The sequence below is a fragment of the Mucilaginibacter sp. P5_A6 genome (assembly GCF_056400585.1).
Genome location: NZ_JBFUKZ010000029.1, coordinates 37,567 through 63,031, shown reverse-complemented (window position 1 = coordinate 63,031; position 25,465 = coordinate 37,567). Strand labels below are relative to the sequence as shown.

The window sequence follows — 25,465 nt, the reverse complement described above, 5'->3', positions numbered from 1 at the left end:
AAAATAGCGATGAGCCTAAAACACCCATCGCTATTTAAAATTCTCACTACTCACTACTCACTACTCACTACTCACTACTCACTACTCACTACTCACTACTCACTACTCACTACTCACTAAATTACTCCCCGTAATAAACGTTGTTTTTTAAATTAACATCCGGTAGCTCATGCTCAGGGTCAATCACTATGGATTTAATGGTTACAGTTGATGGATATTTAAACGTCCATACACCGCCACGTTGCCATACATTTACAGGTAAATGTATGGTTTCGGTTTTTCCGTTGGCCTGGGTGATTTTCAGATCAACGGGCATAGCCATTTTTTCGTTATTGGTGATAGTGATCAGCGCGCCTTTGTCTGCTTTATCATCTACGTATTTAACGTTGGTAATTGCCTGGTCAAGCTTCCAGGTGGTGGTAAACCACGCTTTCCAGAACCAGTTAAGGTCTTCGCCGCTGGCATCGTTCATGGCGCGGAACAGGTCATAAGGTAATGGGTGTTTAAATGCCCAGTTTTTAATATACTCATGGAAAGCATAATCAAAACGCTCAGGGCCTAATACTACGTTCCGCAGCATATCCATACCTAAAGCGGTTTTTACGTAATACTGACCGTAATCATTCAAGCCAATAGCTTCGGGGGCTGTCATCAAAGGGTCGTTGCTGTGGCGAAACATACCCAAAATACGCTGAGCCATTTTAGTAGTATCGTTATATTCGCCTTTATTGAATTGCTGGCTGGCATATTCATTAATAAAGGTGTTAAAACCTTCATCCATCCACATATACTTGCGCTCGTTTGATCCTACTATCATCGGGAACCAGTTGTGGCCTATCTCATGTGTCACATCGCCCCAAAGCTGGCCTTTTTTAAGGTTGTTTAAGCAAAATATAGCTCCCGGATATTCCATACCTAAAGCCACGCCCGATACATTTACTGCAGAGTTCCATGGGTATTCAAAATAAGCTTTTGAGTATATCTCCATACTGTTTTTCAGGTACTCGGTTGAGCGTCCCCAGCTATCAGCACCAGCACTTTCAACCGGGTAGGCCGACATGGCAATACCTTTACGACCCGATGGGAAGTTAACCATTGCAGCATCCCAGATGAATGCATTTGAGGCGCCAAAAGCAACATCGCGGCTGTTCTGCATTTTATAATGCCAGGTAAGGCAGCCTTTGAACGGACGGGTTGCCGCTTTGCCAACTTCGTTCTGTTTAATCAGCATTACGGTTTTATCGCTGTTTTTAGCTTCGGCCATGCGGGCTAATTGTGCGGGCGATAATACTTCCTCCGGGTTTTGCAGATCGCCGGAACCAACTACTACCATATTAGCAGGTGCGGTTATGTAATAATCAAAATCGCCGTATTCGCAATAAAATTCACCAAGGCCCATATAGGGTAGGGTGTTCCAGCCTTCAACATCGTCATAAACACACATGCGGGGGTACCATTGGGCAATTTCGTAAACGTAGCCTTGTTTAAACTTTTTGCGACCCATACGGTCGGCGCCATAAAACGGAATGGCGAAATCATAATTGATCTTCACGTTTATCTTTTCGCCTTTACCATCCATTGGCGCGTTAAGGCGCAGCTGCATACGGGCGTCAGTTATTACCGGGGTTACTTTATAGGTTTGACCTTTGTAAGTAACCTCAACCGAACCTATGTGATAGCCACCGCGATTAAAGCCGCGTACATCAAAGCGGTCGCCGGTAACCGGGGTAACTGCGGCTCCGCGCGAATCGGGTTTAAATAAGTTTTGATCCAATTGCAGCCACAGGTAGTCTAATTGATCGGGGCTGTTATTGGTATAAGTGATGGTAACCTCACCGGTGATGGTAGTATCCTTGCCCTCGTTAAGACAGGCTTTGATTTGGTAGTCGGCACGGTTTTGCCAGTAGGTTGGCGAAGGTTTACCACTGTTTGAGCGTGTTCCCTGCCCGGTAACCGGCCAGGTAATGGGGCCGAAAAGTTCCTGGTGGTCGTACTTTATAGAATCTGTTTGTGCCCATGCCGGGTTTGCCGCTGCAAACAAGCCAAAGGCGCATAAAATGTTGATCAGTTTTAAATAGCGCATTTTGTCAGTCAATAATAAAAACCGCAAATAAAGGGAATTAATTTGTGAAGTTGGTAATGGCCTTGATTAAATACTCTGTAAAAGAGCGATATTCATATTTAATTCACACTTTGTTTGCCGTCAAACTTTTAAGCAACGCTTAAAAGTTATAGCTGCTTATTTATACCTTTATAGGTATGTCTGCTAACTGCTACTATTTATGCATCAACCTAAACTTATAAAATGCATTGCGCTCCTGCTTTTATTACTATCAACCCAAACAGTTTTTGCTAACGCTATTGACGGTTTAAGAACTGATAAAGACGTGTTGAAGTTTGTAAGTAAACTCCATAAGAGTTTTACGAGTGAGAAGAAAGCACAGATCAGCATCATACCTTCGAATGAATTGCTCAATAAGGTGGGTTTTGGAGTCATTGGTCGTCAATTAGGAATAAGGACATGGGAAAAAGCCGACTTTAACGAAGATTGCAAAACTGATTTGTTGATTACTGTGATGTGGAATGTCAACCAGGCATTGACGTTGTTTGCAATTATCGACAATGGGAATAATACCTATAAACTTATAAATGTAATCAAAAACCCCTTATATGGTTACCAGATGGCTAAACCAACCATCATCAAACAAAAGCAGGTTCTGATATACTGTAACGAGGAGAATATTTATTCGAAGAAGCTGGGCAATGAAAGTAGATGTCGCTTTGATACACTAATTTACAAGTTTGGCAACTTTATAGAATTTAATTCCAATCATGGTAACTATAACATATCGTCAATACACTTTGAAACCACGGGATGCTTAGGAGAGTGTCCTGTTTTTGCTCTAGATATACCGGTAAACGGCTTAGCAACTTACAATGCCATAGCCTTCAATTCCCAAAGAGGGATTTTTAAAACTCAAATAGACCCACAAAAGTTAAGCGATATATATAATGTAGTCAACTATTTGAAAATTAGACAGCTTAAGGACAAGTATAGGGTTGACTGGACTGATGATCAAACCATTAAGCTGAAATTTGAATTTAATAATGGATATGTTAAAACAATTAGTGATTATGGTGCACAGGGTACTTTCGGCTTATTCTATTTATACGATCTCCTTTTTAATCTTCGAAAGAGTGAAGCGTGGAAATAACCATCCTCCAGTAAAACTTTTCCAATAAATCCAACTTTACCTTACAGGTACAATTATATTCGCACATTGCATTTATAACGCAATACATCATCAGTTATGAACAGTCTCGCAAATTCTACATCGCCCTATTTGTTGCAGCATGCCAATAATCCTGTAAACTGGTTCCCCTGGGGTAAGGAGGCGCTGGATAAGGCCAAAGCCGAAAACAAGCTGATATTGGTAAGCATTGGCTACTCGGCCTGCCATTGGTGCCATGTAATGGAGCATGAAAGCTTTGAAGATGAAGCCGTGGCCACGGTAATGAACGAATTTTTTGTTTGCATTAAGGTAGACAGGGAAGAACGCCCGGATGTAGACCAGATTTATATGAGTGCCGTACAACTAATGAGTGGCAGGGGTGGCTGGCCGTTAAACTGTATTTGCCTGCCCGATCAGCGGCCCATTTATGGGGGCACCTATTTTCGCAAAAACGATTGGACATCGCTGCTGTTTAACCTGGCCGATTTCTTCAAGCAAAAACCAGAAGAAGCCGAGGAATATGCTGTACGATTGACTGAGGGCATCCAGAAATACGAATCTATACAGTTTATAGCCGAACAGCCCGACTATACCAAAGAAGATTTAAAGCTGATAGCCGATAACTGGAAACGTTATTTTGATAAACAGGAAGGTGGTACAGGCAATGCCCCCAAATTCCCAATGCCTAATAACTGGCAACTGCTGATGCGTTATGCACACTTGATGGAGGACGGGGAGATTGCCAAGCAGGTAAAACTCACATTGCATAAAATGGCTTATGGGGGTATTTATGACCATGTGGGCGGCGGTTTTGCCCGTTACTCGGTTGATGGCAGGTGGCATGTACCGCACTTTGAAAAAATGTTGTATGATAATGCCCAGCTCATTAGCCTGTACGCAGAAGCCTACACCTGGCAACCGGATGAACTATACGCGCAGGTGGTTGATGAGATTATTCATTTTGCTACCAAAGAGCTTGCTTCGCCCGATCATGGCTTTTACTCGGCACTTGATGCCGACAGCGAAGGAGTAGAAGGCAAGTTCTACATTTTTACTAAAACGGAAATAGAAGAGATCCTGGGCGATGATGCCGACCTGTTTTGTATTTACTACCATATCACCGAAGACGGCAACTGGGAAGAGGAACAGTCTAACGTGCTGTTCCGCAAAGAAACTGATGAGGAATTGGCCGAAAAATTAGGCTTAGGGGTTGATGATTTGCTATCCCAAGTAAAAGCGTCCCGAAAAAAAGTTTTTGAGGTCCGCAGGCACCGCATCAGGCCTGGCCTTGATAACAAGATATTGGCATCGTGGAACGGTTTGATGCTGAAAGGATTGTGCGAAGCTTACCGCGCGTTGGATAAACCTGGGTACCTGGAGCTTGCTTTAAAGAACGCTGATTTTATTGTAAATAACCTTTTAGGTCAAAATGGCAGGCTATCACGGGTTTACGGCAGCACCATGGTGAATGGTGTCCCGGTGGCGTTTTTAGATGATTATGCCAATATCATTGACGGCTTAATTGCCCTGTACGAGGTTACTTTCAACGAAGACTGGCTGCAGCATGCAAAAGCGCTTGCAGATATAGCTATTGCCCATTATTACGATGAGCAGAACGGTATTTTCTTTTATACGGCCGATGATGATGAGCAACTGATAGCCCGCAAATCTGAGATTATGGATGGCGTTACGCCGGCCAGTAATTCGGTAATGGCACGCAACCTTAAAAAATTAGGCCTGCTTTTTGATAACGAAAACTATGCAGCGGTTTCGGCGCAGCTGTTACGCAACATAATGCCACAGCTGGCAAAATATGGTACGGCTTATTCAAACTGGACTATGTTATTGCTTGATGAAGTGTTTGGTATATATGAAGTTGCGGTAACCGGCCCCGAAGCTGAACCTGTAAGAAAGGAACTTGAAAATAATTACATCCCAAATAAAATAATCTTGGGCGGTACAAAAGGAAGTTTACCTTTGTTACAGGATAAGTTTGGTAAATCAACACAAATATTTGTTTGTAAAGATAAAACCTGCGGATTACCTGCTAATAACACGGCCGAGGCATTAAAACAAATGCAAGCCTGATTGCTTATTTATAAAAATACTTTACAATGAAGATTGAACCACAACACGTAGTGTCATTAACTTACGATTTGTATGTTGACCAGGATGGTACCGAAACCTTAACGGAAAGTGCCACAGAAGAACAACCTTTAACCTTTTTGTTTGGTGCCGGCCAGATGCTGCCCAAATTTGAAGAAAATTTAAGCACCCTATCAACCGGAGATGCTTATGAATTTCGCTTGTCGGCCGAAGACGCTTATGGCGAATATGATGAAGAAGCAGTAGCCAACCTGCCTAAGGAAATGTTCCAGGGCACTGAAGTTCCTGAAATTGGTAGCATTTTACCTTTACAGGATAACAATGGCAACCGTTTCCAGGCCCAGGTAGTATCAGTTGCCGAAGATGCAGTGATAGTTGACCTTAACCACCCTATGGCCGGCCAGGAACTTCACTTTAAAGGCAGTATCCTTAATGTACGCCCTGCCACACCCGAAGAATTATCGCATGGCCACGCGCATGGCCCGGATGGTCACCACGCTCACTAATAGCCCCTCTAAATCTCCCCTGAAGGGGGAGACTTTTTAATATTTTAGCCCGTTATGTGAATAGCGGGTTTTTTTATGTTCTGTTCAAAGATGAAATATTGAGGCTGCTTATTTAAAATATGAATTGAGTAAAGTTCCTTTTGGTTTTCAAATATTTTGGCATAACTTGCTGAAAATTAAACCTGAAATGAAATACCTATCCTTAATTGCACTGGCTATTTTATTTAGCGCGTGCAGCAATCCCGGTAAGCCCACTGCAATAAAATTATACTCCATTGAGCAATTGTATAACAATAAAGCGATAAATGGGGCCGGTTTTAATGCCGACGAAACGAAGGTGCTGGTTGATGATAACAGTACAGGGATATTTAATGTATACGCCATAAACATTGGTGATACCGCCTCAAAACCACTTACGCACTCTGTGAAAGATTCATACTTTTCAATAGGGTATGTGCCTGGTACCAATAACTTTTTATACAGTGCAGATCAGGGAGGTAACGAAAATAGCCACATCTACCTGCAAAAAGCCGATGGATCAGCGGTGAAAGATCTTACACCCTGGCCTAATACTGCGAATGGTACCAATGGATGGAGTGCCGATAAAAAGTTCCTGTACATTGTTAGCAATAAACGCAATCCTAAATTCAATGATATTTACAAGCTGGATGTAAATACCTGGAAGGACGAACTCCTTTATCAAAATGATGGCGGGTATTCGCCTGGCCCGGTTTCAAAGTCGGAGCGGTACATCGCCCTTACCAAGTCTATCACTACCGATAAAAATGAGCTTTATATTTACGACAGGACAACAAAAACAGTCAAAAAAATAAGCAACGATAATGAAGCTACCTGGTATCCGGCCGCGTTTACCAAAGGCGATTCGAGCCTGTATTACATTACCAACGACGGCAGCGAGTTTAGCTACCTGGTAAAATACAACCTGAATTCAGGAACAAGCTTAAAAGTTTATTCAACCAACTGGGACGTTGTTGGGATGGACCTTAGCGACCTGGGAAAATATTATACCGTGTACGTAAATACAGACGGCAAAACTAAAGTGTTGTTGTTTGATAATAATACCGGCAAACAACTGGATTTTCCGGAAGTGAAGGATGGAGAAGTAAAATCGGCGACGTTTTCACCCAGCGAAAAAAATATGATGCTTACAGTAGGAAGCAGCGTTAGTCCCAATAATCTTTATGTTTATAATTTCGAGAAAAAGGAATTAAAGCCAATTACACGTACGCTTAACCCGGCAGTGAGTACAGATGACCTGGTATCGGCCGAAGTGGTGCACTTTAAATCTTTTGATGGACTGGAGATCCCTGCCATTTACTATAAACCCAAAGATGCAACCAAAGATCACCCCGTACCTGCTATACTTTTAATTCATGGTGGTCCGGGCGGGCAAAGCAATACCGGCTTTAGCAATCAGGTTCAGTTCCTGGTAAATCATGGGTATGCTGTGCTGGCGGTAAATAACCGGGGCAGTAGCGGCTATGGCAAAACGTTTTATAAACTTGATAACAAAGACCACAGCAATGGCGACCTGAAAGATTGCATCTGGGGCAAAAAATGGCTGCAGCAACAGGCCTATATTGATACTGCAAAAATAGGCATTATGGGGGGCAGCTATGGCGGGTGCATGGTATTGGCTGCACTGGCCTTTCACCCCAATGAGTTTAAAGTGGGTGTCGACCTGTTTGGTGTGGCCAACTGGATGCGTACGCTAAAAAGTATCCCTCCTTATTGGGAAGCCGAGCGTAAGGCTTTATATAATGAGTTAGGCGATCCATACAGTGCCGATAGTGTACACCTTAAAAAAATCTCGCCGCTGTTCCATTATCAAACTATCAATAAACCATTGATTGTTTTTCAGGGGATGAATGATGTACGGGTATTGCCTATAGAAAGTAAGGAAATTGTAGATGGTGTTAAAAAGAACGGCGTGCCGGTTGAGTATATTACTTACCCCAATGAAGGCCACGGTTTCCAGAAAAAAGAAAACCTGGTAACAACTGCCAATAAAATACTTGTGTTTTTGGATAAGTATTTGATGGAGAAGAAGTAAGAGAAAAACATATCGCTAAAATAAAAAAGGTTTCATACTGAGACCTTTTTTATTTTAGCATATTTATTTGGTTTCAAAACGTTCCGGATCTCTTTTGGTATGAAAAATTGATGTGATAAATATAGTGGATAGTTGCTCATCATACCAGTAAACAATGATGTATGGGAATTTTCTTACCGGTACAAAACGTAGATCTGATTGGTGCCTTTGCATAGAGTTTAGGATTCAGATCAATAGAATGAATGATAATTTTAATTTCTCTTCTAAAATTTGCCGAAAGGTCTCTTTGCTATTTTTCGTACCACTCGCAAGCATCAATCAACTCAAGTTCGGCACGTTTTAGAAGTTTAATTGTAGGCACGGTTCAGATCTTCTTCTATGTCTGTCCAGTTTCGGGCAGTGGTTTTTCCGTCCAAAAAGTCCTGCCTGGTTTGCAGCAGATCCTTCATTTCATCTTCAGAAAAGGTGTGATCATTATCTGAATCAATATGATAGCTTAAACCAAACCTGTTTAGTATCTCTTGCAAAACAGGCAGATCTTTTTCGTTTTGAATATTTACTGTAAGCGTGGTCATAAACAAATTTACTAAAGATAAATTTCAAAATGTTGGAATTTGAAATATTTATTGATTCATTATCAAAATAAAAACGGCCTTTCTCTACAAAAGAAAAGCCGTTTAATATGTTGATTAGCCCCTACAAGGAGTTGGGTATTAGAAACTATTTCTTACGCTATTGCTGAAAGTTTTGGTTGTCCAATATCCGCTATCCAATATACGGCGTACCGTCATTAAAGGGTAATCGGGGTCGCGCTTATCAGCCAGTTGGAAAGCTATTTTGAAGCCTTTCTTCTGGATCTCGGGTAAAACCGGTTTTTTCCATATTCCAAAAGGATAGGCAAAATATTCTATTTTTTTACCGGTAATTTCTTCAAGTTTTTTGGTCGGCTTGTCTATTTGTGTAACCCAGTCGTCAACAGGTCTGGTGGTTATTTTGCCGTTTTTTCCGATGATCTTCAGTTCAGAATTATGCGAGTATTTATCAACCCTGTGATGGTCCCAGGTATGGCTTGCAATTACATTGCCCTCATCAGATAGTTTTTTAACCATATCAGGTGTCATGTAATGCGGGCGGCCTAATGATACCGTCATCACAAAATAAACAGCTTTAAAACCGTATTTTTTTAACGTAGGGTTAGCTATTGTGAACTGGTCAAGATCTGTATCATCAAAAGTAAGCATAATAGGCTTTTTGGGCAGGGGAGCCCCGGTTGTAAGATAAGCATACAACTGATCGGGCAGTATAGTATGGTACCCACTATCGGCCAGCATTTTAATATGTTCTTTAAAGGCAGCTATCTGTACAATATAGTCTTTAGCATTTTTTGAATCAGTAGGTTTCCAATCGCGTATTTGGTGGTAACAAACAACAGGTACCTGTTTGCGGGCCAAAATGGCGGCTTTATCCGCCGGTTTGCCAGCTACTGTTGCTGCTGCAGCTGTACCTGTGGCAGGTGTTCCTGCTGTTTTATCGGTAGGTTTACTCTGGCAAGACATTGTGCCCAAAGCACATACTGCTAACCATACAAAAGCTTGTTTAATCATAGTAAAATGATATTTTTTTAATTAATTCAACAACAGCGAAATTAGGATATAATATATGGAAGGTGATAATTATTTTGTTTTTTTTAATAGAAGCAAAATATTGGAATCAACGGGCAACAGTGAAACATCACATAGAGGGCGAAGGGGCTCATTGCTCATTTTGTCTCCTGATTCCAATATCTTGCTGTTTTACAAAATTATCCGCTTACCATCCCTGATAGATCTTTTGGCAGCATCCAGTATCTGCATCACAATCATGTTATATCTTAACGAGGAGCGATCATTACGGGATTTGATAGGGTTTTTAAGGGCCGCTGTAAAATAGGGTACCGGCGCATCGGCCGGTGAAGGCAATGCCGGAGCCTTAAAGCTGCGAACGTCATTATTGATCCTTACTTCAAGGCTGTCTTTATCAAAGGTGTGGATATATCCTTTAGCGCCAAATACTTCCATATCTTTTATGCTGAAAGGCCAGTTCCAGGAGGCTTCTATCAGTCCTGTGGCATTCGGATATTCCACAATAATGGTGGCATCATCTTCTACTTTAGGATATACTGATGGCTTGTAATGTTTGGCTACCGCGGTAACGGCTATAGGCCTTTGCCCCTGCATTAGCCAGGTCATCATATCGGCGCCGTAACAACCAAAATCGTTAAGTGCACCCGCGCCGTTAAGCAAAGGATCTGTAAGCCAGCTTAAAAAATCTTCGCTGCAGCCAATTTCCCTCGGTCCCTGGTGTCCGTCATGAAACACCATTTTGCGGATCATGCCCACACTGTCGGTTTTTATAGTATTATAAGCGCTTTGAACCGATGGGTACCAGGTAGTTTCATAATTGGTAAGCAGGTTGATATAGTACTTGAGTGCCAAAAACTCCATACGTTTAGCCTGTTCAAGCGTGGCGGCCAAAGGTTTTTCAACCATTACCGAAATGCCCATAGGGGCACAGGTTTCCACAATATCAATGTGTTTGGCAACGGCGTTGTAACCCAGTACAATAACCGGTTTACGGGCCACACACATGGTTTTCAGGTCTTCAAAAAATAAGGAATCGGGTACGCCGTATTTTTTGCCAAACTTTGCCCACAGTTTTTTATCGGGTTCGGCAATGCCTACAATGTTTACATTACCACTGCGGTATTCGCTTAATATCAGGTGGATATGATCGTGGTTTAACCCGGCGATGCCCACTTTTGGCCCGGTGGCTATTTTTCTCACCGGGACGGTATCCTTTTTTATTGTAACGGTGTCCTTTCTGAGTTTTTTTGCGGTATCTGCCGGTAATGCCTCTGGTTTGGTTGGCGCCATTGGCGAAGTGGGGGTAGGTATTGTTGTTTGAGCCCTGGTTATTGCCGCGAAACTTATAAAAGCCAGCACGAAGAATAATTTAAGACCTTGTTTTAGTTTTGTTTTCATGGTAGTATAGTAGATAGCTGATGTAATATTGGTTTTATTAAAATAAGGAAGGATTGCCCCCCAGTTTTATTTTCCCCAAATGTTTATAAGCACTCTCAGTTGCCTCCCGGCCACGGGCGGTACGCATTAAAAAGCCCTCTTGTATTAAAAAAGGTTCGTATACCTCTTCAATTGTTCCCTCATCTTCGCCCACGGCAGTAGCAATGGTTTTTAAGCCTACCGGACCACCTTTGAATTTGTCGATAATGGTGGTCAATATCTTATTGTCCATTTCATCAAGTCCGTGCTCATCAACATTAAGTGCATTAAGTGCATATTTGGCAATGGCGGTATCAATATTGCCATCGCCTTTTATCTGGGCAAAATCCCGGGTACGGCGTAACAAGGCATTGGCAATACGTGGGGTACCACGGCTACGACGGGCAATTTCATAAGCACCCTCATCTGTTATTGGGGTTTTAAGTATAGATGACGAGCGCAGCACAATGGTAGTAAGCAGTTTGGCATCATAATACTCCAAACGGGCATTAATACCAAATCGGGCTCTCAGCGGGGCTGTAAGCAGGCCCGAGCGGGTGGTAGCGCCAACCAATGTGAATGGGTTAAGCGAGATTTGTACCGAACGGGCGTTTGGGCCACTCTCCAGCATAATATCTATCTTAAAGTCTTCCATGGCCGAATACAGGTATTCCTCCACTAGTGGACTTAAACGGTGAATCTCGTCAATAAAAAGGATATCGCCCGTTTCCAGGTTGGTAAGCAGGCCGGCAAGGTCGCCGGGTTTATCCAATACGGGGCCCGATGTTATCTTGATGCCCACACTCATTTCGTTGGCTATAATGTAAGACAGGGTGGTTTTACCCAGGCCGGGAGGGCCGTGCAACAGCACATGGTCAAGCGCTTCGCCACGCTGGCGGGCAGCCTGTACAAATATTTTTAAGTTGGCCAATATTTTATGCTGACCGGTAAAATCTTCAAACTGCTGCGGACGTAAAACTTTTTCAATATCACGTTCGGCATTACTGAGACGTTCCGGCGCCGGATCAAGATGCTCATTCATTACCAACGAAATTAGTTTTTTTTAGGTGAAAGGCGAAAGGTTAAAGGTAAAAGGTTTGTTTCTTTTAAGGTGAATGGTAAAGGGCGAAAGGTAAAAGGTTCTTTCAGGTTAAATCGAAAGATAAAGGATGTAAAGTTTTTGCCTGGTTAATTCACCTTTCACCTTTCACCTTTCACCTTTCACCTTTCACCTTTCACCTTTCACCTAACAATCATCCTTCCGGGTACTTTCTGAAAATACTATTGATCTTCATCTGGATCACCCCAAAAAATGCTTCCTTGAAAATCCCTGTTGACATTTTTGAGGTGCCGGCGGTGCGGTCGGTAAATATAATAGGGACCTCTGTTAATTTAAATCCATGTTTAATAGTAGTGTACTTCATTTCAATCTGGAAGGCATAACCTACAAATTTTATCTTATCCAGGTTTATGGTTTCCAGTACTTTACGCTTATAGCACATAAAGCCGGCTGTTGAATCGGCCACGTCAATCCCTGTAATAAACCGTACATATACCGATGCGAAGTAGCTCATCAGTACCCGGCTCATAGGCCAGTTAACCACATTTACACCACTGCTATAGCGCGAGCCTATTGTTGCGTCGGCACCGTCAATGCAGGCCTGCCTTAATCTTAACAGGTCATCCGGATTGTGTGAAAAATCGCAATCCATTTCAAAAATATAGTCATAATGATGTTCGATGGACCATTCAAAACCACGAATGTAGGCTGTTCCCAGGCCCTGTTTGCCGGCGCGCTCTATTAAAAAAAGCTGCTCAGGATAAACATTCATCAGGTTTTTAACAATGAGATTGGTGCCATCCGGCGACCCGTCATCAATAATAAGTAAATGAAAATCATGCGGAAGGGAAAATACTTTACGGATCATCCGTTCTATATTTTCCTTTTCGTTATAGGTAGGTATAATAACAATACTGTCTGGCACGTATTAATTTTGATGTTTAATGAAATAAAACACAAAACAACGATTTTTATTATACAATTGGGTTATCCGGATGAATTGGAACTACTTTATTATCCTGAATATCTAATCCCTTAGCTAATACATCATCTACCAGGTAGGCCTTTTCTCTTAATCTTGGACTAACAAAAAGGAAGATCACAAAAAATCCAAGGCAAATACCTACAAAAAGCCAAAAGAATGATGCACCTGTATACCGGGCAAAATAACCATGGTTGGCAATGCTGTTGTTTACCACCGTATTAAAAAATGAACCCACAGAATAGGTGAAATACCAGATAGCTGTCATGGTGCTTTTCATAGATACGGGTGATTGGGTGTAAGCATACTCCAACCCAACAAGTGAAACCAATACTTCGCCTGCTGATAATATTACATAGGCCAGTATCTGCCACCAAACAGAAGGGTGCAGGCCTTTATCAACTTTTTCCTGTAGCAGAGCGATGATAACGAAGCTAAATGCTGTAACCAACAGCCCAAAGCCTATTTTACGGAGCGGGGTTAATTTTAATCCAAGCTTTTCGGCCAAAGGGTATAAAAGGAAATTGAAAAGAGGGATCATCACCAGTAAAAACACAGCATTAACGGTTTGTATTTGTGATGGTAAAATATGCCAGCCAAAAACGCCCAGGCTCAGGTTAAGCTGTGTTGATTGCAGCACCCACTCGGCACTGTTCATGTCCCATAGTGACCAAAATATAGGAATAAAAGCGAATACCGCCATTATGCGCCAAACTGCTTTGATGCCATCTACTTTTTCAATACCATATTTATCTTCGGCATAAGCCCATGCAGCTTTGCCCGCTTCTTTTTTCCTGAAGCTCCATATCATGGCATAAAAGCTTACCGATACAAAATTTGCTTTATTGATGCCTTTTGCTGGTAGTTTTACATAGCTTTTGCTGCCCGAGAAGAAGATTACAGTAGCAAGCGCCATTAATATACCCGGTACGCCAAACGCCCATGATGCGCCAAATTTATCGTAAATTAAAGGGATCAGGAATAAGCTAACCATGGAGCCCGCATTGATACTGAAATAAAACCAGCTGTAAATGGTGCTCATGAGGTGCTGGTTACTATGATCAAACTGATCGCCAACGTTGGCCGATACACATGATTTTATAGCACCTGCCGAGAAGGCTATAATAATTAAGCCGGTTTGGAAGCCGGCCAGGCTGGTATCAAACATTGACAACAGGAAATGGCCTATGGTGTAAATAAGCGAACCTATCAGGATAACCCGGTATTTACCAAAAAACCAGTCGGCCAGGATAGCACCAAGCAGAGGGGTAGCATAAACCAGGGTAGAAAACATGTGATTGATGCTATTTGAATGTGCATTTGCTTCAACTGAGTTTTCATGACTGAAAAACTGGTGAACCAAAAAAACAGCGAGGATGCTCCGCATTCCGTAAAAGCTAAAACGTTCTGCAAACTCATTGCCTATAATGAACGGTACTGCTCTTGGAATTTTACCTATTGACCTGGACTGTGCTGCTGTTTTTTCCTGCATTTAGTTATGAATATAAAATTTGGGCCTAAATTAGTATAAATCTTTTAAATCAGAATTTAATACCGAAAGTGTTACAAACTATGTATGAATTGTTTTGATTATTAAACGTTAATGTAGGTTTAATTCTAAAATTAATGTGATGTTGGAACAAGTTTTTTGTCTTTCAAAGCTTGTTTTTTAGGGTCGATGTATTCCTTCTCGGCGGTATTGCTGGCATTATCAGGAATATTGCGCATATCCAGCTGCTCAACATAAACCCAGCGGCCGTTCTTTAATTTATAACCATCATAAGTAAGGTCGGGGCCAAAAGTTTCAGGCTTGTCTTTTTGCTTGGCATCAGGTGGGGCCAGGTGATCAAATATGATAAGATTTTGCTCCGGCACATACCTTAACAGCATGGAGGCTTGTCGGGCGTATTCAAATATCACTCTTTTACGGCTTTTGCCATTACCCTCAAAAACCGGCATGCCAAATATGGGCCCGGCATCATTAAATGATAGTACATCAATAACCCTTTTGTTTGATTTTACGGTATTGCCTTTCCAGCCTATTAAAACATAATACGTTTTTTGAGCATAAACCGGTATTATTTTATAATACTGTGCTCCGTACCATTTATGGCTGTCGGTAACAGAATCTTCGGGGTTTTTTAGCAATGGTGAATAATCCTCAAGGGGATACATTTTTAAAAAACCACCGGTATTCATTTGCACGGTACCATAAAAACGGTAACTGCCATCCCGGTTCATGATAGACCAGCTTAAGATCCGGAAACGATTGTCGGGCGAGTTAATGATGCTGATAGCTTTTAACGAATCAAAATGGTAAAGGAAGGAATTGGGTACTTTTAAAGCACTTACCATTGTTTTAATAAATTTGTAATTGGCGTTTTTACGTTCCAGGTCGTTTTCATCGTTAACGAAGGTTTTACCCAGGGTTTTAAGTGTATCCTCATAAAGCTTTAACTGCTTAATGCGTGCGGTCTCGTCTGAGTGCTGGGCATAGGTATGTAAACAAAGCAGGAGGGACAGGAGGGATACAAAAAGCTTTTTTATCACTTGTTGGTAGTGGTTTTAGTTATAAAAGTAATAATTTATTGTTAATACGTATACGCTGTACGTCATTGCTTCTCGCAATAACGTACAGTGTAAGTTTACCACTAACGTAAATTTTCGATAACCATTGCGCTGGCGCCGCCTCCGCCGTTACAAATTCCGGCTGCGCCAAATTTGCCCTGGTTTTGCTGTAACACATGTACTAAGGTTACAATTATACGTGCCCCCGAAGCACCTAATGGATGCCCCAATGCTACAGCGCCGCCATTAATATTCACTTTTGCCGGATCGAGCTTTAAAAGCTGGTTATTGGCGATTGCCACTACCGAGAAAGCCTCGTTGATCTCAAAAAAATCAATTTGGTCTGCTGGTAAACCAGCCCTGTGCAGGGCCAGCGGAATTGCTTTTGATGGCGCTGTGGTAAACCATTCCGGCGCCTGTTGTGCATCGGCATATGAAACAATGCGGGCCAGGGGAGTAATGCCCAACTCATCAGCTTTTTCACGGCTCATTAATACCAAAGCCGCTGCTCCATCATTTAAGGTTGATGCATTGGCTGCGGTTACTGTACCATCTTTTTTAAATACGGGTTTTAAAGTAGGGATCTTATCAAATTTAACAGCATTAGGCTCCTCATCATCAGCAAATAAGTTGATATCGCCTTTTTTGTCTTTAAGTTCAACAGGGGTAATTTCATTCCTGAACTTGCCGTTGGCCTGGGCTCTTTGTGCCCGGTTATATGATTCTATCGCGAAGGCATCCTGCTCTTCCCGGCTGATGTTGCAATCCACAGCACAAAGCTCGGCGGCAGAGCCCATGTGGTAGTCGTTATAAACATCCCATAAGCCATCTTTCACTAATCCGTCGATGATCTGTCCGTTCCCTAATCTGTAACCATTGCGGGCTTTGTCAAGGTAGTAGGGAACATTGCTCATGCTTTCCATCCCGCCGGCAACCACGATATCGTTTTGGCCAAGGGCGATACTTTGGGCAGCCAGCATAATAGCTTTCATGCCCGATGCGCAAACCTTATTGACGGTTGTTGCAGGTAAGTAAGGTAAACCGGCAAATATGGCCGCCTGTGTAGCCGGCGCCTGCCCTAAATTGGCCGACATTACATTGCCCATATAAACTTCCTGGATGTGACCGGGCTTTAAGCCCGCCTTTTCAACGGCCGATTTGATAACCTGCGCACCAAGCTGTGCGGCGCTTATTGCCGCTAAGCTGCCCCCAAAACTGCCTATTGGCGTGCGGGTAGCGGCTACTATTACTACTTCTTTCATGTGTCCCTCATTAAATTGGTGAGGCAAATTTAGTTATTTTGAAGAGAGTAAAAAGCTATGCGTGCATAATAATCATTAAAACGTACTTCTGCGTCGCCTCATTGAAATTAATATGTGCTCGCTAAGAAAACATAACATGGGGATAAGGTCATCCGGGATATTATTTTCAAAAAGAGTTATGGTGTCTGTTAATGAAAAAAATGGACTTTTGATGCGTATGATGGTTCCCCATTTTTCTGAAAACCATTCATATTGATTGCTGAACATACTTATACTTACAAATTTGGCTTTAAAACCATTTTTCATAATAAGGTAAGGGTAGGTGTCTAAATGTTCTGTAACAGCCTTTCCTACCAGATTATTGTTGTTGTCTTTTATAGATACTTCTGTTTTGCCGTAAAATAAAGGCTCTTCTGATTCAAAAGTCCAGCCGTTACCTGCAATAAAGACTACTCCGGTTCGCCTGGCAAAACCTTCGTAAATCAATTTGCCGTAATTACTAATATTGTTTGTTAAAAAATATTCGCCGTTAAACCAGTCCTGCCTAATCAGATACAAAGTTTTGATATCTTTTATCTCTTGATATTCCATCACTCTGTTCCTTTTTTCTTCTTCGCACTTTTTTTACGTGTAAGCAAAGCCTGCTGCATCAGGTATTCTATTTGCCCGTTGGTGCTCCTGAATTCTTCGGCGGCCCAGGCTTCCAGTTCCTTTAATACATCAGGATTAATGCGTAATACAAATGCTTTTTTCTCAGCCATATCAACTCCCCGCCGCGGCTGCGGCCTGTGCCTGTTTTATTAAAATTAAATTTAGCCCCAGCAAGGCAAGTAAGGGCAGGTCGGGTATGCTTTTCAACTTGTCCAGGTTAACCGATATCTCAAATGGTTTTTTAAAACCCCACATTAGGGTTTTTACATCCAGTATATCGCCGTATTGGTCGCTGGTTAAACTAAAAGTGCGTGTAAATATTTTTTTGTTTAAGTACATTGCTTCAAAGCCGTTATTCATGCTCAGTTTTACCTTGCGCGATAATATTTCGGGAGTAACAATGCCTATTTCCATACCATCATGGTCATGGATCAATAACGACCGGTTAAAAATTCCCTTGCGTTTAATGATCCATTTTTTTTGGGCCGTCTCCAGTATCGTAGTGGTTTTCCATAAATTGGCATAGCTTAGTTTGCCATAGCTAAACTGACCATCGGTCAGCTCAAAGCTGGGTCGAAAAAATCCATTCCTTGTTATGGAGAGTTCGCTGGTACGCAGCTGATCAAAGCTTCTAAACTGGTTCATCCTATTAATGATATAAGGTGCCTGTATTTACAACCGGACTAACACTTCTGTCGCCGCATAATACCACCAATAGGTTGCTCACCATGGCAGCTTTACGTTCTTCATCAAGCTCTACTATATTTTTTTCGGATAGTTTGTTCAATGCCATTTCAACCATACCTACAGCGCCTTCAACTATCAGCCTGCGGGCAGCAATAATGGCCGATGCCTGTTGTACCTGCAGCATGGAGTGGGCAATCTCTGGCGCGTAAGCCAGGTGCGAGATTCTTGCCTCCAAAACCTCTATACCGGCACGGTCGAGCCTTTCGTTCAGTTCCTTCTCCAATAAAAGACTCACATGCTCAGCACCCCCGCGCAGGGTGATTGTGGCTGTTTCATCCTCCAGGTTATCATAAGGGAATGAGTTGGCCAGGTGTCTAACAGCCGCCTCACTTTGTATGTTCACGTACTGTATATAATTTTCAACCGCGAAAACCGCGCTGGCGGTATCTTTTATCTGCCATACAATTACAGCTGCAATTTCAATTGGGTTACCAATGCTGTCGTTCACCTTTAGTTGTTGGCCGTTAAGGTTAAATGCCCTTAATGAAACTTTTCTTTTTACAGTAAAAGGATTCACCCAAAAAAATCCGTCTTTTTTTACCGTACCTACATATTTACCAAAAAGCGTAAGCACTTTTGATTCATTTGGGTTTACAATAACCAAACCGGGTAGTATAAAAACAAAGCTCAGTATGCCTAATATGGCCCCTATTGGTTCTTCGCCAATAAATAAGCAAACAGCGGCTACTGCCAGTATAACAAGCAGCAAGGCAAAAGCCGTAAAGCCAGAGGGCGGGTTGATGATTTTTTCGGAATCCATGATGATTTAAATTGATTTTAAAATGATATCACAAAGATATCATAATTGATTTGATAAAAGCAAGAAAAAGTCCATATAACAGAAACTTATATTAATTTTGAGCGGTTAATTAAACAAATGGCAAAGCTATCCACCTCGCGGCAAAAGGCCTTAATGCGTAAATACGCCCGTAATGTTAAGTTTTTGATGATGCTGGTCAGCATCAGCCTTATCGTTTTCTTTTTGCCCAAGCAGGCAAAATTTAGCTATGAGTACGAAAAAGGACGCATCTGGAACCAGAAGGACCTGGTATCGCCCTATAATTTTGCTATATTAAAAACCGCGCAGGAAATTGATAACGAAAAGAAAACTGCTTACGAAAGTATCACCCCTATATACCAGCTTGATGCAGCTACGGAGGGTCAGCAGATAGAGGGCTTTAAAAGCGACCTTGAAATAAAGTGGCATAATGCCGGTATCAATGACCGCTTTAAAACAAAATATACAGAGGTTGGTGTCGCTTTATTAAAAGAAGTGTATGATACCGGTATTTTAAAACTGAACGATAAGTACCTGCAGCACGCCAATAATTACCCGGTTACTATTTTAAACAAAAATGTAGCCACCGATAAAAATACCAACGCGTTGTTCACTAAAGAAAAAGCTTTAACGTATTGTGATAAGATACTAAGCAAACGTACCGATATAGACAAGGCTTTTATGCTTGATTTGCTGCAGAACAGGATCCAGAGCAATTTAAACTATGATGACAACCTTACCCTGCGGCTTGAAAAAGAGGTTTACGATGGGCTTTCCATAACCCGTGGCATGGTACAAAAGGGAGATGTAATAGTTTATAAAGGATCGGTTATTAATGATGATGTTTACCAGAAATTAGAATCGTATAAAAAGGCTTTTGAGAACAATGCAAGGGTAAACGGTAACCATACACTGGTACTACTGGGGCAATTTTTCCTGGTATCTATAGCCATATCGCTGCTGATGATATTCCTATACCTTTTCCGTAAGGATATTTATGCCGATAACCGGCTGGTGGGTTTAATATTGCTGGTTATTACGGCTATGCTGGCAACTTTATCGGCAGCCATAAAGCTGCAGTTTCCGGCAAACCTGTATTATATCCCTTATTGTATTGTGCCAATTATCATCCGTATTTTGTTTGATACACGTTTGGCACTTAATATTCACCTGCTGGTGGTACTAATAGCCGGCTTTTTTGTTCCCAACAGCTTTGAGTTTGCTTATTACGAGATCACGGCCGGGATGGTATCTATTTACAGTATTAAAAACCTTATTCGTCGTGAGCAGTTCCTCATTTCGGCTGCCATTATCATCTTTACCTATTTTGCGGCTTTTCTGGGTATTACTTTTATCAGGGAGGGAACATTTTGGGATATCGATTGGATGGATTTTCTGCCTTTTGTGGTGAGTGTGCTGCTTACCCTGCTGGCCTACCCAATGATCTACATATTTGAGAAGATCTTTGCCCTTACATCAGATATTACGCTCATTGAGCTTACCAATACCAACGCGCCGTTATTGCGCGAACTGGCCTTTACGGCTCCCGGCACGTTCCAGCACTCGTTACAGGTGGCAAATTTGGCCGAGAATGCCATTTACACCATTGGTGGGAATGCTTTACTGGTTAGGGCCGGAGCATTGTACCATGATATTGGTAAAATGGAAAATCCACTGTTTTTTATTGAAAACCAAAGTTCGGGCTTTAACCCGCATGATAAGCTGYCGTATGAAGAGAGCGCACAGGTGATCATCAGGCATGTTAGCAAGGGGATTGAAATGGCACGCAAAGCCAACCTGCCCGAAGTTATTATTGATTTTATCCGTACCCACCATGGTAATACCCGGGTTGACTATTTTTACCAGTCGTCGTTGAAGAATTTTCCCGAGAAATTCATCAATGAAAACATTTTCAGGTACCCCGGACCGATCCCTTTTTCAAAAGAAGCAGGTGTTTTGATGCTTGCCGACTCGGTTGAAGCAGCCTCGCGCTCATTAAAAGAGCCGGATGAAGAATCGATAAGTGTTTTGGTTGATAGGATAGTAAAATACAAATTGGATCAGAACCAGTTGAAAGACAGTAATATAACTTTGAAAGATATTGAAACTATTAAAACTATTTTTAAGCGGATGCTGATGAGTATCTACCATGTGCGAATAGATTATTAGAAATCGAACTTTTTTTTTGACGGGAATATTGAATTGCTATATTTGCAATCCCGAAAAAAGGGAATCTATTTAAAAAAACACGGTGAGGTGCCTGAGAGGCCGAAAGGATCAGTTTGCTAAACTGACGTACGGGAAACTGTACCGAGGGTTCGAATCCCTCCCTCACCGCTGATAATAATATCAAAAACTAACAAAAGCCTGTAAATCATATGATTACAGGCTTTTGTGTTTTCAGAAAACACCCAAAATATGCAATAAATCGCATATAAAAAATGTATAATTCGTTGAGTAGAACCCTCAATTAAATTTACTCAACGAAAACTGCATAACTATCTGTTTTATAGCATGTTCAATGCTTAAACATCTTGACTTTTGACTGCTGCATTTCGATATTTATTCACTTAAAAAGAGTCGTTATGTTAGAAAAAAGTTTAGGCTTATTATTTTATATAAGAAAGCCGAAAAGTTACACTGATGGATTATTGCCCATTTACCTGCGAATTACAGTAGATGGTATTCCTAAAGAAATTTCCACAAAAAGGTCTTGGGATCCCGGAAAATGGAATGCCAAAGCCAACAGAGCTACCGGCACAAAGGCAGAATCGAGGTCGCTTAATGAATACCTGGATATATTGCAAAATAAAGCCTACGAGGCGAGGATGCAGTTAATTGAAAGGGGTAAGGTGGTCTCTTCGATTGCAATATTGGATATTTTATCAGGGGATGGTCAGCGAAAATGGATGTTACTCACACTATTCAAAAATCACAACGATGAACTGAAAGCGATGATTGGGAAAGGAGTAGCCAAGGGAACAGTAACCAATTTTAATACTTCATACAGCCATATTGCCACCTTTCTTAAATCGGTATATAGAATAGACGATATCAGCATTCTTGCCCTCGACCTTGAATTCATAAAGAAATTATATAATTGGTTTAGGACGGCTAAAAGTTTGAATCATAATTCAGCGCTGAAGAATATTGCTAACATGAAAAAGATCGTATTGGATTGCGTTGATAACGGCTGGCTGCTCAATGACCCTTTTGCGAAGTTTGAAATGACCAGGGATGAAGTTGATACTATTTACTTGAGTAAGGGAGAATTACAGGCTATTGCAGCGAAGGAAATTTCCAATGATCGTCTAATGCGCGTACGCGATCTGTTTGTTTTTTGCTGTTTTACTGGCTTGTCATTTATCGATGTTAAACAATTGAAGCGTTCGGAGGTAGGTTTTTCCGTTAATGGCGAATTGCGTATTTATAAGAACCGGCAAAAAACGGGAACTCCAGCCGTTATCCCGCTTTTGCCAATCGTAAAAAAAATCTTGGTTAAATATGAAAAAGATGAAGATTGTATTTTAAAAGATATGCTGTTGCCTGTGCTAAGCAATCAAAAGTATAACTCCTATTTAAAGGAACTGGCAGATTCGTGTAATATAGACAAGGCGTTAAGTTCAAAGATGGCCCGTAATACATTTGCCACAACTGTTACCCTCGCTAATAATGTGCCCATGGAATCAATAAGCAAAATGATGGGGCACAAAAGTTTAAGACAAACGCAACATTATGCAAAAGTCTTGGCGGTAAAAGTAAGTGAGGATATGGTTTTATTAAATAAACGGTTGACTAAAACGAAGTTCATCATAGATAATCAAATTTAAAGAGAAAAGAATGGAAGCATCGATATTGCCTGATGAATTGATCATGAATCACATTTACTACATCAGAAATCAAAAGGTAATGCTTGACTTTGATCTGGCGAAATTATATGAAGTGGAGACAAAGCAGCTTAAAAGACAGGTAAGGCGAAATCACGAGCGGTTTCCCGTCGATTTTATGTTCGAGTTAACTCAAAGTGAATATGAATTTTTAAGGAGCCAAATTGGCTCCTTAAAACAGGGCGAACATAGTAAATATTTGCCGATGGCCTTTACTGAGCAGGGGGTAGCTATGTTGTCCAGCGTTTTAAGCAGCGGTCAAGCGATAAAGGTCAACATACAAATAATCAGAATTTTCACCCGGATTCGGCAAATGTTTTTAGATAACACCGATTTGAGATTGGAAATAGAGAAAATTAAAACCAAACTTGACAGTCATGATAAAAACATGGAGATTGTCTTTCGTTATCTTGACGAGTTAATCGATCAAAGAAAAGAACCGGAACCGAGGAAACGGATAGGCTATAAGCCTGATGAAGGCTATTAGTTTCGTTTACCACATGAATATGCCTGATTTTCGAATATTTACAAATTTCGAGATTTGCAGAATTAATCAGCCAGATTTATTTTGATACCCATACACAACCAGTCATTGCATCGCTTAAACAACCGGAGCTTAAAGCAGGAAAACGGTCAAGGGCGGGGCAAACCAATAAAAAAACAAACAACTCTGCCCCGTTTATATACCCTTTACCGTTTTCCTGCGTGAGCTAATTTTGTGACTGCGGTGCCGTGACTAACCGACAACTGCGCGCCGGGGAAAGGCAGGTGTGTGTGAGGAACGAATACACTCCTGCACGTGCTACAGCGAGGCTGGCGGCGGAATGAAACCCGGAGCGCAGCCCGTGGTAAAATGCAGCCATCTGCCGCAGCTGCAAGGCCAAATCTCTCTGTCTTTAATAACAATTACTCAGCACCCTTAACCAGGCATTTGTTCCTGATAGATTCACCAGCCACCCATCTTTAAACCATTGCTCTGCCCTCTGTTTTGTTGTTCCTGTTGTAACTTTAACGCTCTTTCCAATTCCAGTTTTTCCCGCCGCTTTTGTTCCTGCTCCTGTTTTTCCAACTCCTTTAATTCTAATTTCTGTTCGTAGTCGCCATGCTTTAAAGTATTGGCATAGATAAAAGTCTCTTTGAGTTCCCGGTCATAATCAAATACCCGGTCAAATGTTCGTTCGGCTGCTTGTTTGAAAGCCACCCGGTCAAACTGCCCCACCTTCAAGCTGTGTGCCGCATTCTTACCCCGTGAATTATTCATCGGGCTTAAACGGATGCTGTCGGTAATATCTTTCCTGCTGACAATAATCTGTATGTGCATTTGCTCACCCGGTTTTTGCTCGCCTCGTTTAACAAGTCTCTGTTTCACTTCTTCATCCTTATGGGTATAATAACGGTGATCTTCCAGCTTGCCAAAGTATAATATATCCTTATTGCCCTGCACTTTATCTTTTTTAAAGTTCCGGGCATATTCACTCATGACCAGGTTGGCATATTGCTTTAATTGCTGTTTGGCACCTTCCTCGCCAAATTCCTCTTTGAGAAATAGCAGCTCGTTTTCGCTTGGGCTGATATTGACCAGGAAAAATTTAGCCTCATCTTTGGAAAGCCGGTCGGTATTGTGGTCAATATCATAACGTACCTGGTAAGGCTGTATTCGTTGACTTTCCTGGTTAAACCAGTATTCCGGTTCCCGTTGCGGGTTTTGCTCATAAAGCAGCCGGTTCTCTTTTTCCAGGTAACTGACGAGCCGGCTGCTGCTGCCTTTATTATTCCCCGTTTCGCTCTTGCTGATATTGATGTGCATGACATTAATCTATAAATTCTTCATTTGTTGCCGGACATTCTGGATCAGGCTGTCCTTATCGGCCTGTTTGGTCATCATCCCCATCGCTTCCCTGTGCTGGATATAATACTCCAAGATTTCAAGACATTTGCGTTTGGTGACATCTTTGGTATACTGCGCCTTTTCAATGTTCTTAACCGAAGTCTGAATGCTGTTCAGCGTGGATTGCTGGTCCGCATAGGCGGCCTTTTGATCATTGTTATGGGTAATGATATGTTGATTAAAAAAGTTAACGATGCTGATCTGTGAATTGGTCATCCCCTCAAATGATTTAACCAAGGGCTTTAATAACTGATCTTCCAGTGTCCTGATAAACCCAATGACATTATCGCTGCGTTTAACCAGTTCTTTTTTTAACAGTTCATCGTTTAGGTCCCGAGGGTCTTTCTTGCTCTTATAGAAATAATCTACCATCGCAATAAAAAACTCAATCTTAGTCAGGCCACATTTTTCGGCCATCTTTTGCAGCTTGTTATCGGCTGTTACCGGGAACCGTATCGTTTTGATATTTTGGTCTGTCTGTTTGTACATGAAACTCCAACCTTTCTTTCTTCATTAGCTATTAAATAATCACTTAAACCACGGTATACCGTATGGTATACTAAAAACGGCTTTTAAAACTATTTCTAAAGGGTAAAGTATACCTCCGGTATACTAAAAACCGTGCTGGCCCCGCAGGGCGAGCGGAAGAGTCAGGTGTAACCTGACTCCCGCTCGCTCCCTTCGC

General features: G+C 41.6%; 23 protein-coding genes and 1 tRNA gene. 8 read left to right on the top strand and 16 right to left on the bottom strand.

The window, feature by feature from the left end:
* Positions 1-121: 121 nt before the first annotated feature.
* Positions 122-2,083: a M1 family metallopeptidase gene (locus tag AC1DO4_RS24650; RefSeq protein ID WP_477420247.1), complete on the bottom strand. Its 1,962-nt coding sequence runs from the start codon at positions 2,081-2,083 to the stop codon at positions 122-124.
* A gap of 199 nt (positions 2,084-2,282) precedes the next feature.
* Here AC1DO4_RS24650 and AC1DO4_RS24645 point away from each other — a divergent pair, with 199 nt between their 5' ends.
* The 4 genes from AC1DO4_RS24645 to AC1DO4_RS24630 all read left to right on the top strand — a co-directional run bounded on the left by AC1DO4_RS24645 (position 2,283) and on the right by AC1DO4_RS24630 (position 7,919).
* On the top strand, positions 2,283-3,215 hold the full coding sequence (locus AC1DO4_RS24645) for a DUF6438 domain-containing protein (protein WP_477420246.1): 933 nt from the start codon (positions 2,283-2,285) through the stop codon (positions 3,213-3,215).
* A 96-nt stretch (positions 3,216-3,311) separates the two neighbouring features.
* Entirely contained in the window at positions 3,312-5,321 is a 2,010-nt protein-coding gene (locus AC1DO4_RS24640) for a thioredoxin domain-containing protein (RefSeq protein WP_477420244.1), read from the top strand.
* A gap of 26 nt (positions 5,322-5,347) precedes the next feature.
* Positions 5,348-5,845, top strand: coding sequence for an FKBP-type peptidyl-prolyl cis-trans isomerase (locus AC1DO4_RS24635; RefSeq protein ID WP_477402912.1), 498 nt, complete (start codon positions 5,348-5,350; stop codon positions 5,843-5,845).
* A gap of 187 nt (positions 5,846-6,032) precedes the next feature.
* Entirely contained in the window at positions 6,033-7,919 is a 1,887-nt protein-coding gene (locus AC1DO4_RS24630; protein ID WP_477420242.1) for a S9 family peptidase, read from the top strand.
* 63 nt (positions 7,920-7,982) lie between these two features.
* On the opposite strand, the gene AC1DO4_RS24625 is transcribed toward AC1DO4_RS24630, so the two are convergent.
* The 13 genes from AC1DO4_RS24625 to AC1DO4_RS24565 form a co-directional block, all read right to left on the bottom strand.
* A complete protein-coding gene (locus AC1DO4_RS24625) occupies positions 7,983-8,132 on the bottom strand; it encodes a hypothetical protein (RefSeq protein ID WP_477420240.1) in 150 nt (49 codons plus the stop codon).
* Between the two features lie 134 nt (positions 8,133-8,266).
* A complete protein-coding gene (locus tag AC1DO4_RS24620) occupies positions 8,267-8,494 on the bottom strand; it encodes a hypothetical protein (protein ID WP_477420238.1) in 228 nt (75 codons plus the stop codon).
* A 138-nt stretch (positions 8,495-8,632) separates the two neighbouring features.
* The gene (locus AC1DO4_RS24615) at positions 8,633-9,523 is read right to left on the bottom strand and encodes a polysaccharide deacetylase family protein (protein ID WP_477420236.1); all 891 of its coding nucleotides are present in this window, start codon (positions 9,521-9,523) and stop codon (positions 8,633-8,635) included.
* 189 nt (positions 9,524-9,712) lie between these two features.
* A complete protein-coding gene (locus tag AC1DO4_RS24610; RefSeq protein ID WP_477420234.1) occupies positions 9,713-10,939 on the bottom strand; it encodes a Gfo/Idh/MocA family protein in 1,227 nt (408 codons plus the stop codon).
* A 37-nt stretch (positions 10,940-10,976) separates the two neighbouring features.
* Positions 10,977-11,999: a Holliday junction branch migration DNA helicase RuvB gene (gene ruvB, locus AC1DO4_RS24605; protein ID WP_477420233.1), complete on the bottom strand. Its 1,023-nt coding sequence runs from the start codon at positions 11,997-11,999 to the stop codon at positions 10,977-10,979.
* Between the two features lie 211 nt (positions 12,000-12,210).
* The gene (locus AC1DO4_RS24600; protein WP_477420232.1) at positions 12,211-12,942 is read right to left on the bottom strand and encodes a polyprenol monophosphomannose synthase; all 732 of its coding nucleotides are present in this window, start codon (positions 12,940-12,942) and stop codon (positions 12,211-12,213) included.
* A 49-nt stretch (positions 12,943-12,991) separates the two neighbouring features.
* Positions 12,992-14,491, bottom strand: coding sequence for a POT-type proton-dependent oligopeptide transporter (locus AC1DO4_RS24595; RefSeq protein ID WP_477420231.1), 1,500 nt, complete (start codon positions 14,489-14,491; stop codon positions 12,992-12,994).
* A gap of 131 nt (positions 14,492-14,622) precedes the next feature.
* A complete protein-coding gene (locus AC1DO4_RS24590) occupies positions 14,623-15,549 on the bottom strand; it encodes a hypothetical protein (protein WP_477420230.1) in 927 nt (308 codons plus the stop codon).
* Between the two features lie 101 nt (positions 15,550-15,650).
* Positions 15,651-16,829 carry an acetyl-CoA C-acyltransferase gene (locus AC1DO4_RS24585; protein ID WP_477420229.1) on the bottom strand — a complete coding sequence of 393 codons (1,179 nt, stop codon included), beginning with the start codon at positions 16,827-16,829 and terminating at the stop codon, positions 15,651-15,653.
* A gap of 75 nt (positions 16,830-16,904) precedes the next feature.
* Positions 16,905-17,420, bottom strand: a complete 516-nt coding sequence (locus AC1DO4_RS24580) for a hypothetical protein (protein ID WP_477420228.1) — start codon at positions 17,418-17,420, stop codon at positions 16,905-16,907.
* Entirely contained in the window at positions 17,420-17,590 is a 171-nt protein-coding gene (locus AC1DO4_RS24575; RefSeq protein WP_477404922.1) for a type II toxin-antitoxin system antitoxin, read from the bottom strand. The genes AC1DO4_RS24580 and AC1DO4_RS24575 overlap by 1 nt, the downstream gene beginning before the upstream one ends.
* Position 17,591: 1 nt before the next feature.
* A complete protein-coding gene (locus AC1DO4_RS24570) occupies positions 17,592-18,125 on the bottom strand; it encodes a hypothetical protein (RefSeq protein ID WP_477420227.1) in 534 nt (177 codons plus the stop codon).
* A 4-nt stretch (positions 18,126-18,129) separates the two neighbouring features.
* Positions 18,130-18,987, bottom strand: coding sequence for an SPFH domain-containing protein (locus AC1DO4_RS24565; RefSeq protein ID WP_477420225.1), 858 nt, complete (start codon positions 18,985-18,987; stop codon positions 18,130-18,132).
* A 117-nt stretch (positions 18,988-19,104) separates the two neighbouring features.
* Here AC1DO4_RS24565 and AC1DO4_RS24560 point away from each other — a divergent pair, with 117 nt between their 5' ends.
* The 4 genes from AC1DO4_RS24560 to AC1DO4_RS24545 all read left to right on the top strand — a co-directional run bounded on the left by AC1DO4_RS24560 (position 19,105) and on the right by AC1DO4_RS24545 (position 23,379).
* Entirely contained in the window at positions 19,105-21,174 is a 2,070-nt protein-coding gene (locus AC1DO4_RS24560; RefSeq protein ID WP_477420223.1) for an HD family phosphohydrolase, read from the top strand.
* Between the two features lie 81 nt (positions 21,175-21,255).
* Positions 21,256-21,342, top strand: a tRNA-Ser gene (locus AC1DO4_RS24555).
* A gap of 248 nt (positions 21,343-21,590) precedes the next feature.
* Positions 21,591-22,835, top strand: coding sequence for a site-specific integrase (locus AC1DO4_RS24550; RefSeq protein ID WP_477420221.1), 1,245 nt, complete (start codon positions 21,591-21,593; stop codon positions 22,833-22,835).
* Between the two features lie 10 nt (positions 22,836-22,845).
* Positions 22,846-23,379 (top strand): ORF6N domain-containing protein, encoded by a 534-nt coding sequence (locus AC1DO4_RS24545; RefSeq protein WP_477420219.1) that lies wholly within the window; start codon positions 22,846-22,848, stop codon positions 23,377-23,379.
* Between the two features lie 459 nt (positions 23,380-23,838).
* Here the strand turns inward: AC1DO4_RS24545 and AC1DO4_RS24540 are convergent, their stop codons facing one another.
* Together AC1DO4_RS24540 and AC1DO4_RS24535 are read right to left on the bottom strand one after the other, a co-directional pair.
* The gene (locus tag AC1DO4_RS24540) at positions 23,839-24,699 is read right to left on the bottom strand and encodes a DUF5712 family protein (protein WP_477420217.1); all 861 of its coding nucleotides are present in this window, start codon (positions 24,697-24,699) and stop codon (positions 23,839-23,841) included.
* Positions 24,700-24,708: 9 nt separating this feature from the next.
* A complete protein-coding gene (locus AC1DO4_RS24535) occupies positions 24,709-25,269 on the bottom strand; it encodes a BfmA/BtgA family mobilization protein (protein ID WP_477420215.1) in 561 nt (186 codons plus the stop codon).
* Positions 25,270-25,465: the final 196 nt, after the last annotated feature.

Excerpts from the sequence above, each read along its gene's own strand:
- AC1DO4_RS24650 (WP_477420247.1), bottom strand. The coding sequence starts at position 2,083 with ATGCGCTATTTAAAACTGATCAACATTTTATGCGCCTTTGGCTTGTTT.
- AC1DO4_RS24645 (WP_477420246.1), top strand. The coding sequence starts at position 2,283 with ATGCATCAACCTAAACTTATAAAATGCATTGCGCTCCTGCTTTTATTA.
- AC1DO4_RS24640 (WP_477420244.1), top strand. The coding sequence starts at position 3,312 with ATGAACAGTCTCGCAAATTCTACATCGCCCTATTTGTTGCAGCATGCC.
- AC1DO4_RS24635 (WP_477402912.1), top strand. The coding sequence starts at position 5,348 with ATGAAGATTGAACCACAACACGTAGTGTCATTAACTTACGATTTGTAT.
- AC1DO4_RS24630 (WP_477420242.1), top strand. The coding sequence starts at position 6,033 with ATGAAATACCTATCCTTAATTGCACTGGCTATTTTATTTAGCGCGTGC.
- AC1DO4_RS24625 (WP_477420240.1), bottom strand. The coding sequence starts at position 8,132 with ATGCAAAGGCACCAATCAGATCTACGTTTTGTACCGGTAAGAAAATTC.
- AC1DO4_RS24620 (WP_477420238.1), bottom strand. The coding sequence starts at position 8,494 with ATGACCACGCTTACAGTAAATATTCAAAACGAAAAAGATCTGCCTGTT.
- AC1DO4_RS24615 (WP_477420236.1), bottom strand. The coding sequence starts at position 9,523 with ATGATTAAACAAGCTTTTGTATGGTTAGCAGTATGTGCTTTGGGCACA.
- AC1DO4_RS24610 (WP_477420234.1), bottom strand. The coding sequence starts at position 10,939 with ATGAAAACAAAACTAAAACAAGGTCTTAAATTATTCTTCGTGCTGGCT.
- ruvB (WP_477420233.1), bottom strand. The coding sequence starts at position 11,999 with ATGAATGAGCATCTTGATCCGGCGCCGGAACGTCTCAGTAATGCCGAA.
- AC1DO4_RS24595 (WP_477420231.1), bottom strand. The coding sequence starts at position 14,491 with ATGCAGGAAAAAACAGCAGCACAGTCCAGGTCAATAGGTAAAATTCCA.
- AC1DO4_RS24585 (WP_477420229.1), bottom strand. The coding sequence starts at position 16,829 with ATGAAAGAAGTAGTAATAGTAGCCGCTACCCGCACGCCAATAGGCAGT.
- AC1DO4_RS24580 (WP_477420228.1), bottom strand. The coding sequence starts at position 17,420 with ATGGAATATCAAGAGATAAAAGATATCAAAACTTTGTATCTGATTAGG.
- AC1DO4_RS24575 (WP_477404922.1), bottom strand. The coding sequence starts at position 17,590 with ATGGCTGAGAAAAAAGCATTTGTATTACGCATTAATCCTGATGTATTA.
- AC1DO4_RS24570 (WP_477420227.1), bottom strand. The coding sequence starts at position 18,125 with ATGAACCAGTTTAGAAGCTTTGATCAGCTGCGTACCAGCGAACTCTCC.
- AC1DO4_RS24565 (WP_477420225.1), bottom strand. The coding sequence starts at position 18,987 with ATGGATTCCGAAAAAATCATCAACCCGCCCTCTGGCTTTACGGCTTTT.
- AC1DO4_RS24550 (WP_477420221.1), top strand. The coding sequence starts at position 21,591 with ATGTTAGAAAAAAGTTTAGGCTTATTATTTTATATAAGAAAGCCGAAA.
- AC1DO4_RS24545 (WP_477420219.1), top strand. The coding sequence starts at position 22,846 with ATGGAAGCATCGATATTGCCTGATGAATTGATCATGAATCACATTTAC.
- AC1DO4_RS24540 (WP_477420217.1), bottom strand. The coding sequence starts at position 24,699 with ATGCACATCAATATCAGCAAGAGCGAAACGGGGAATAATAAAGGCAGC.
- AC1DO4_RS24535 (WP_477420215.1), bottom strand. The coding sequence starts at position 25,269 with ATGTACAAACAGACAGACCAAAATATCAAAACGATACGGTTCCCGGTA.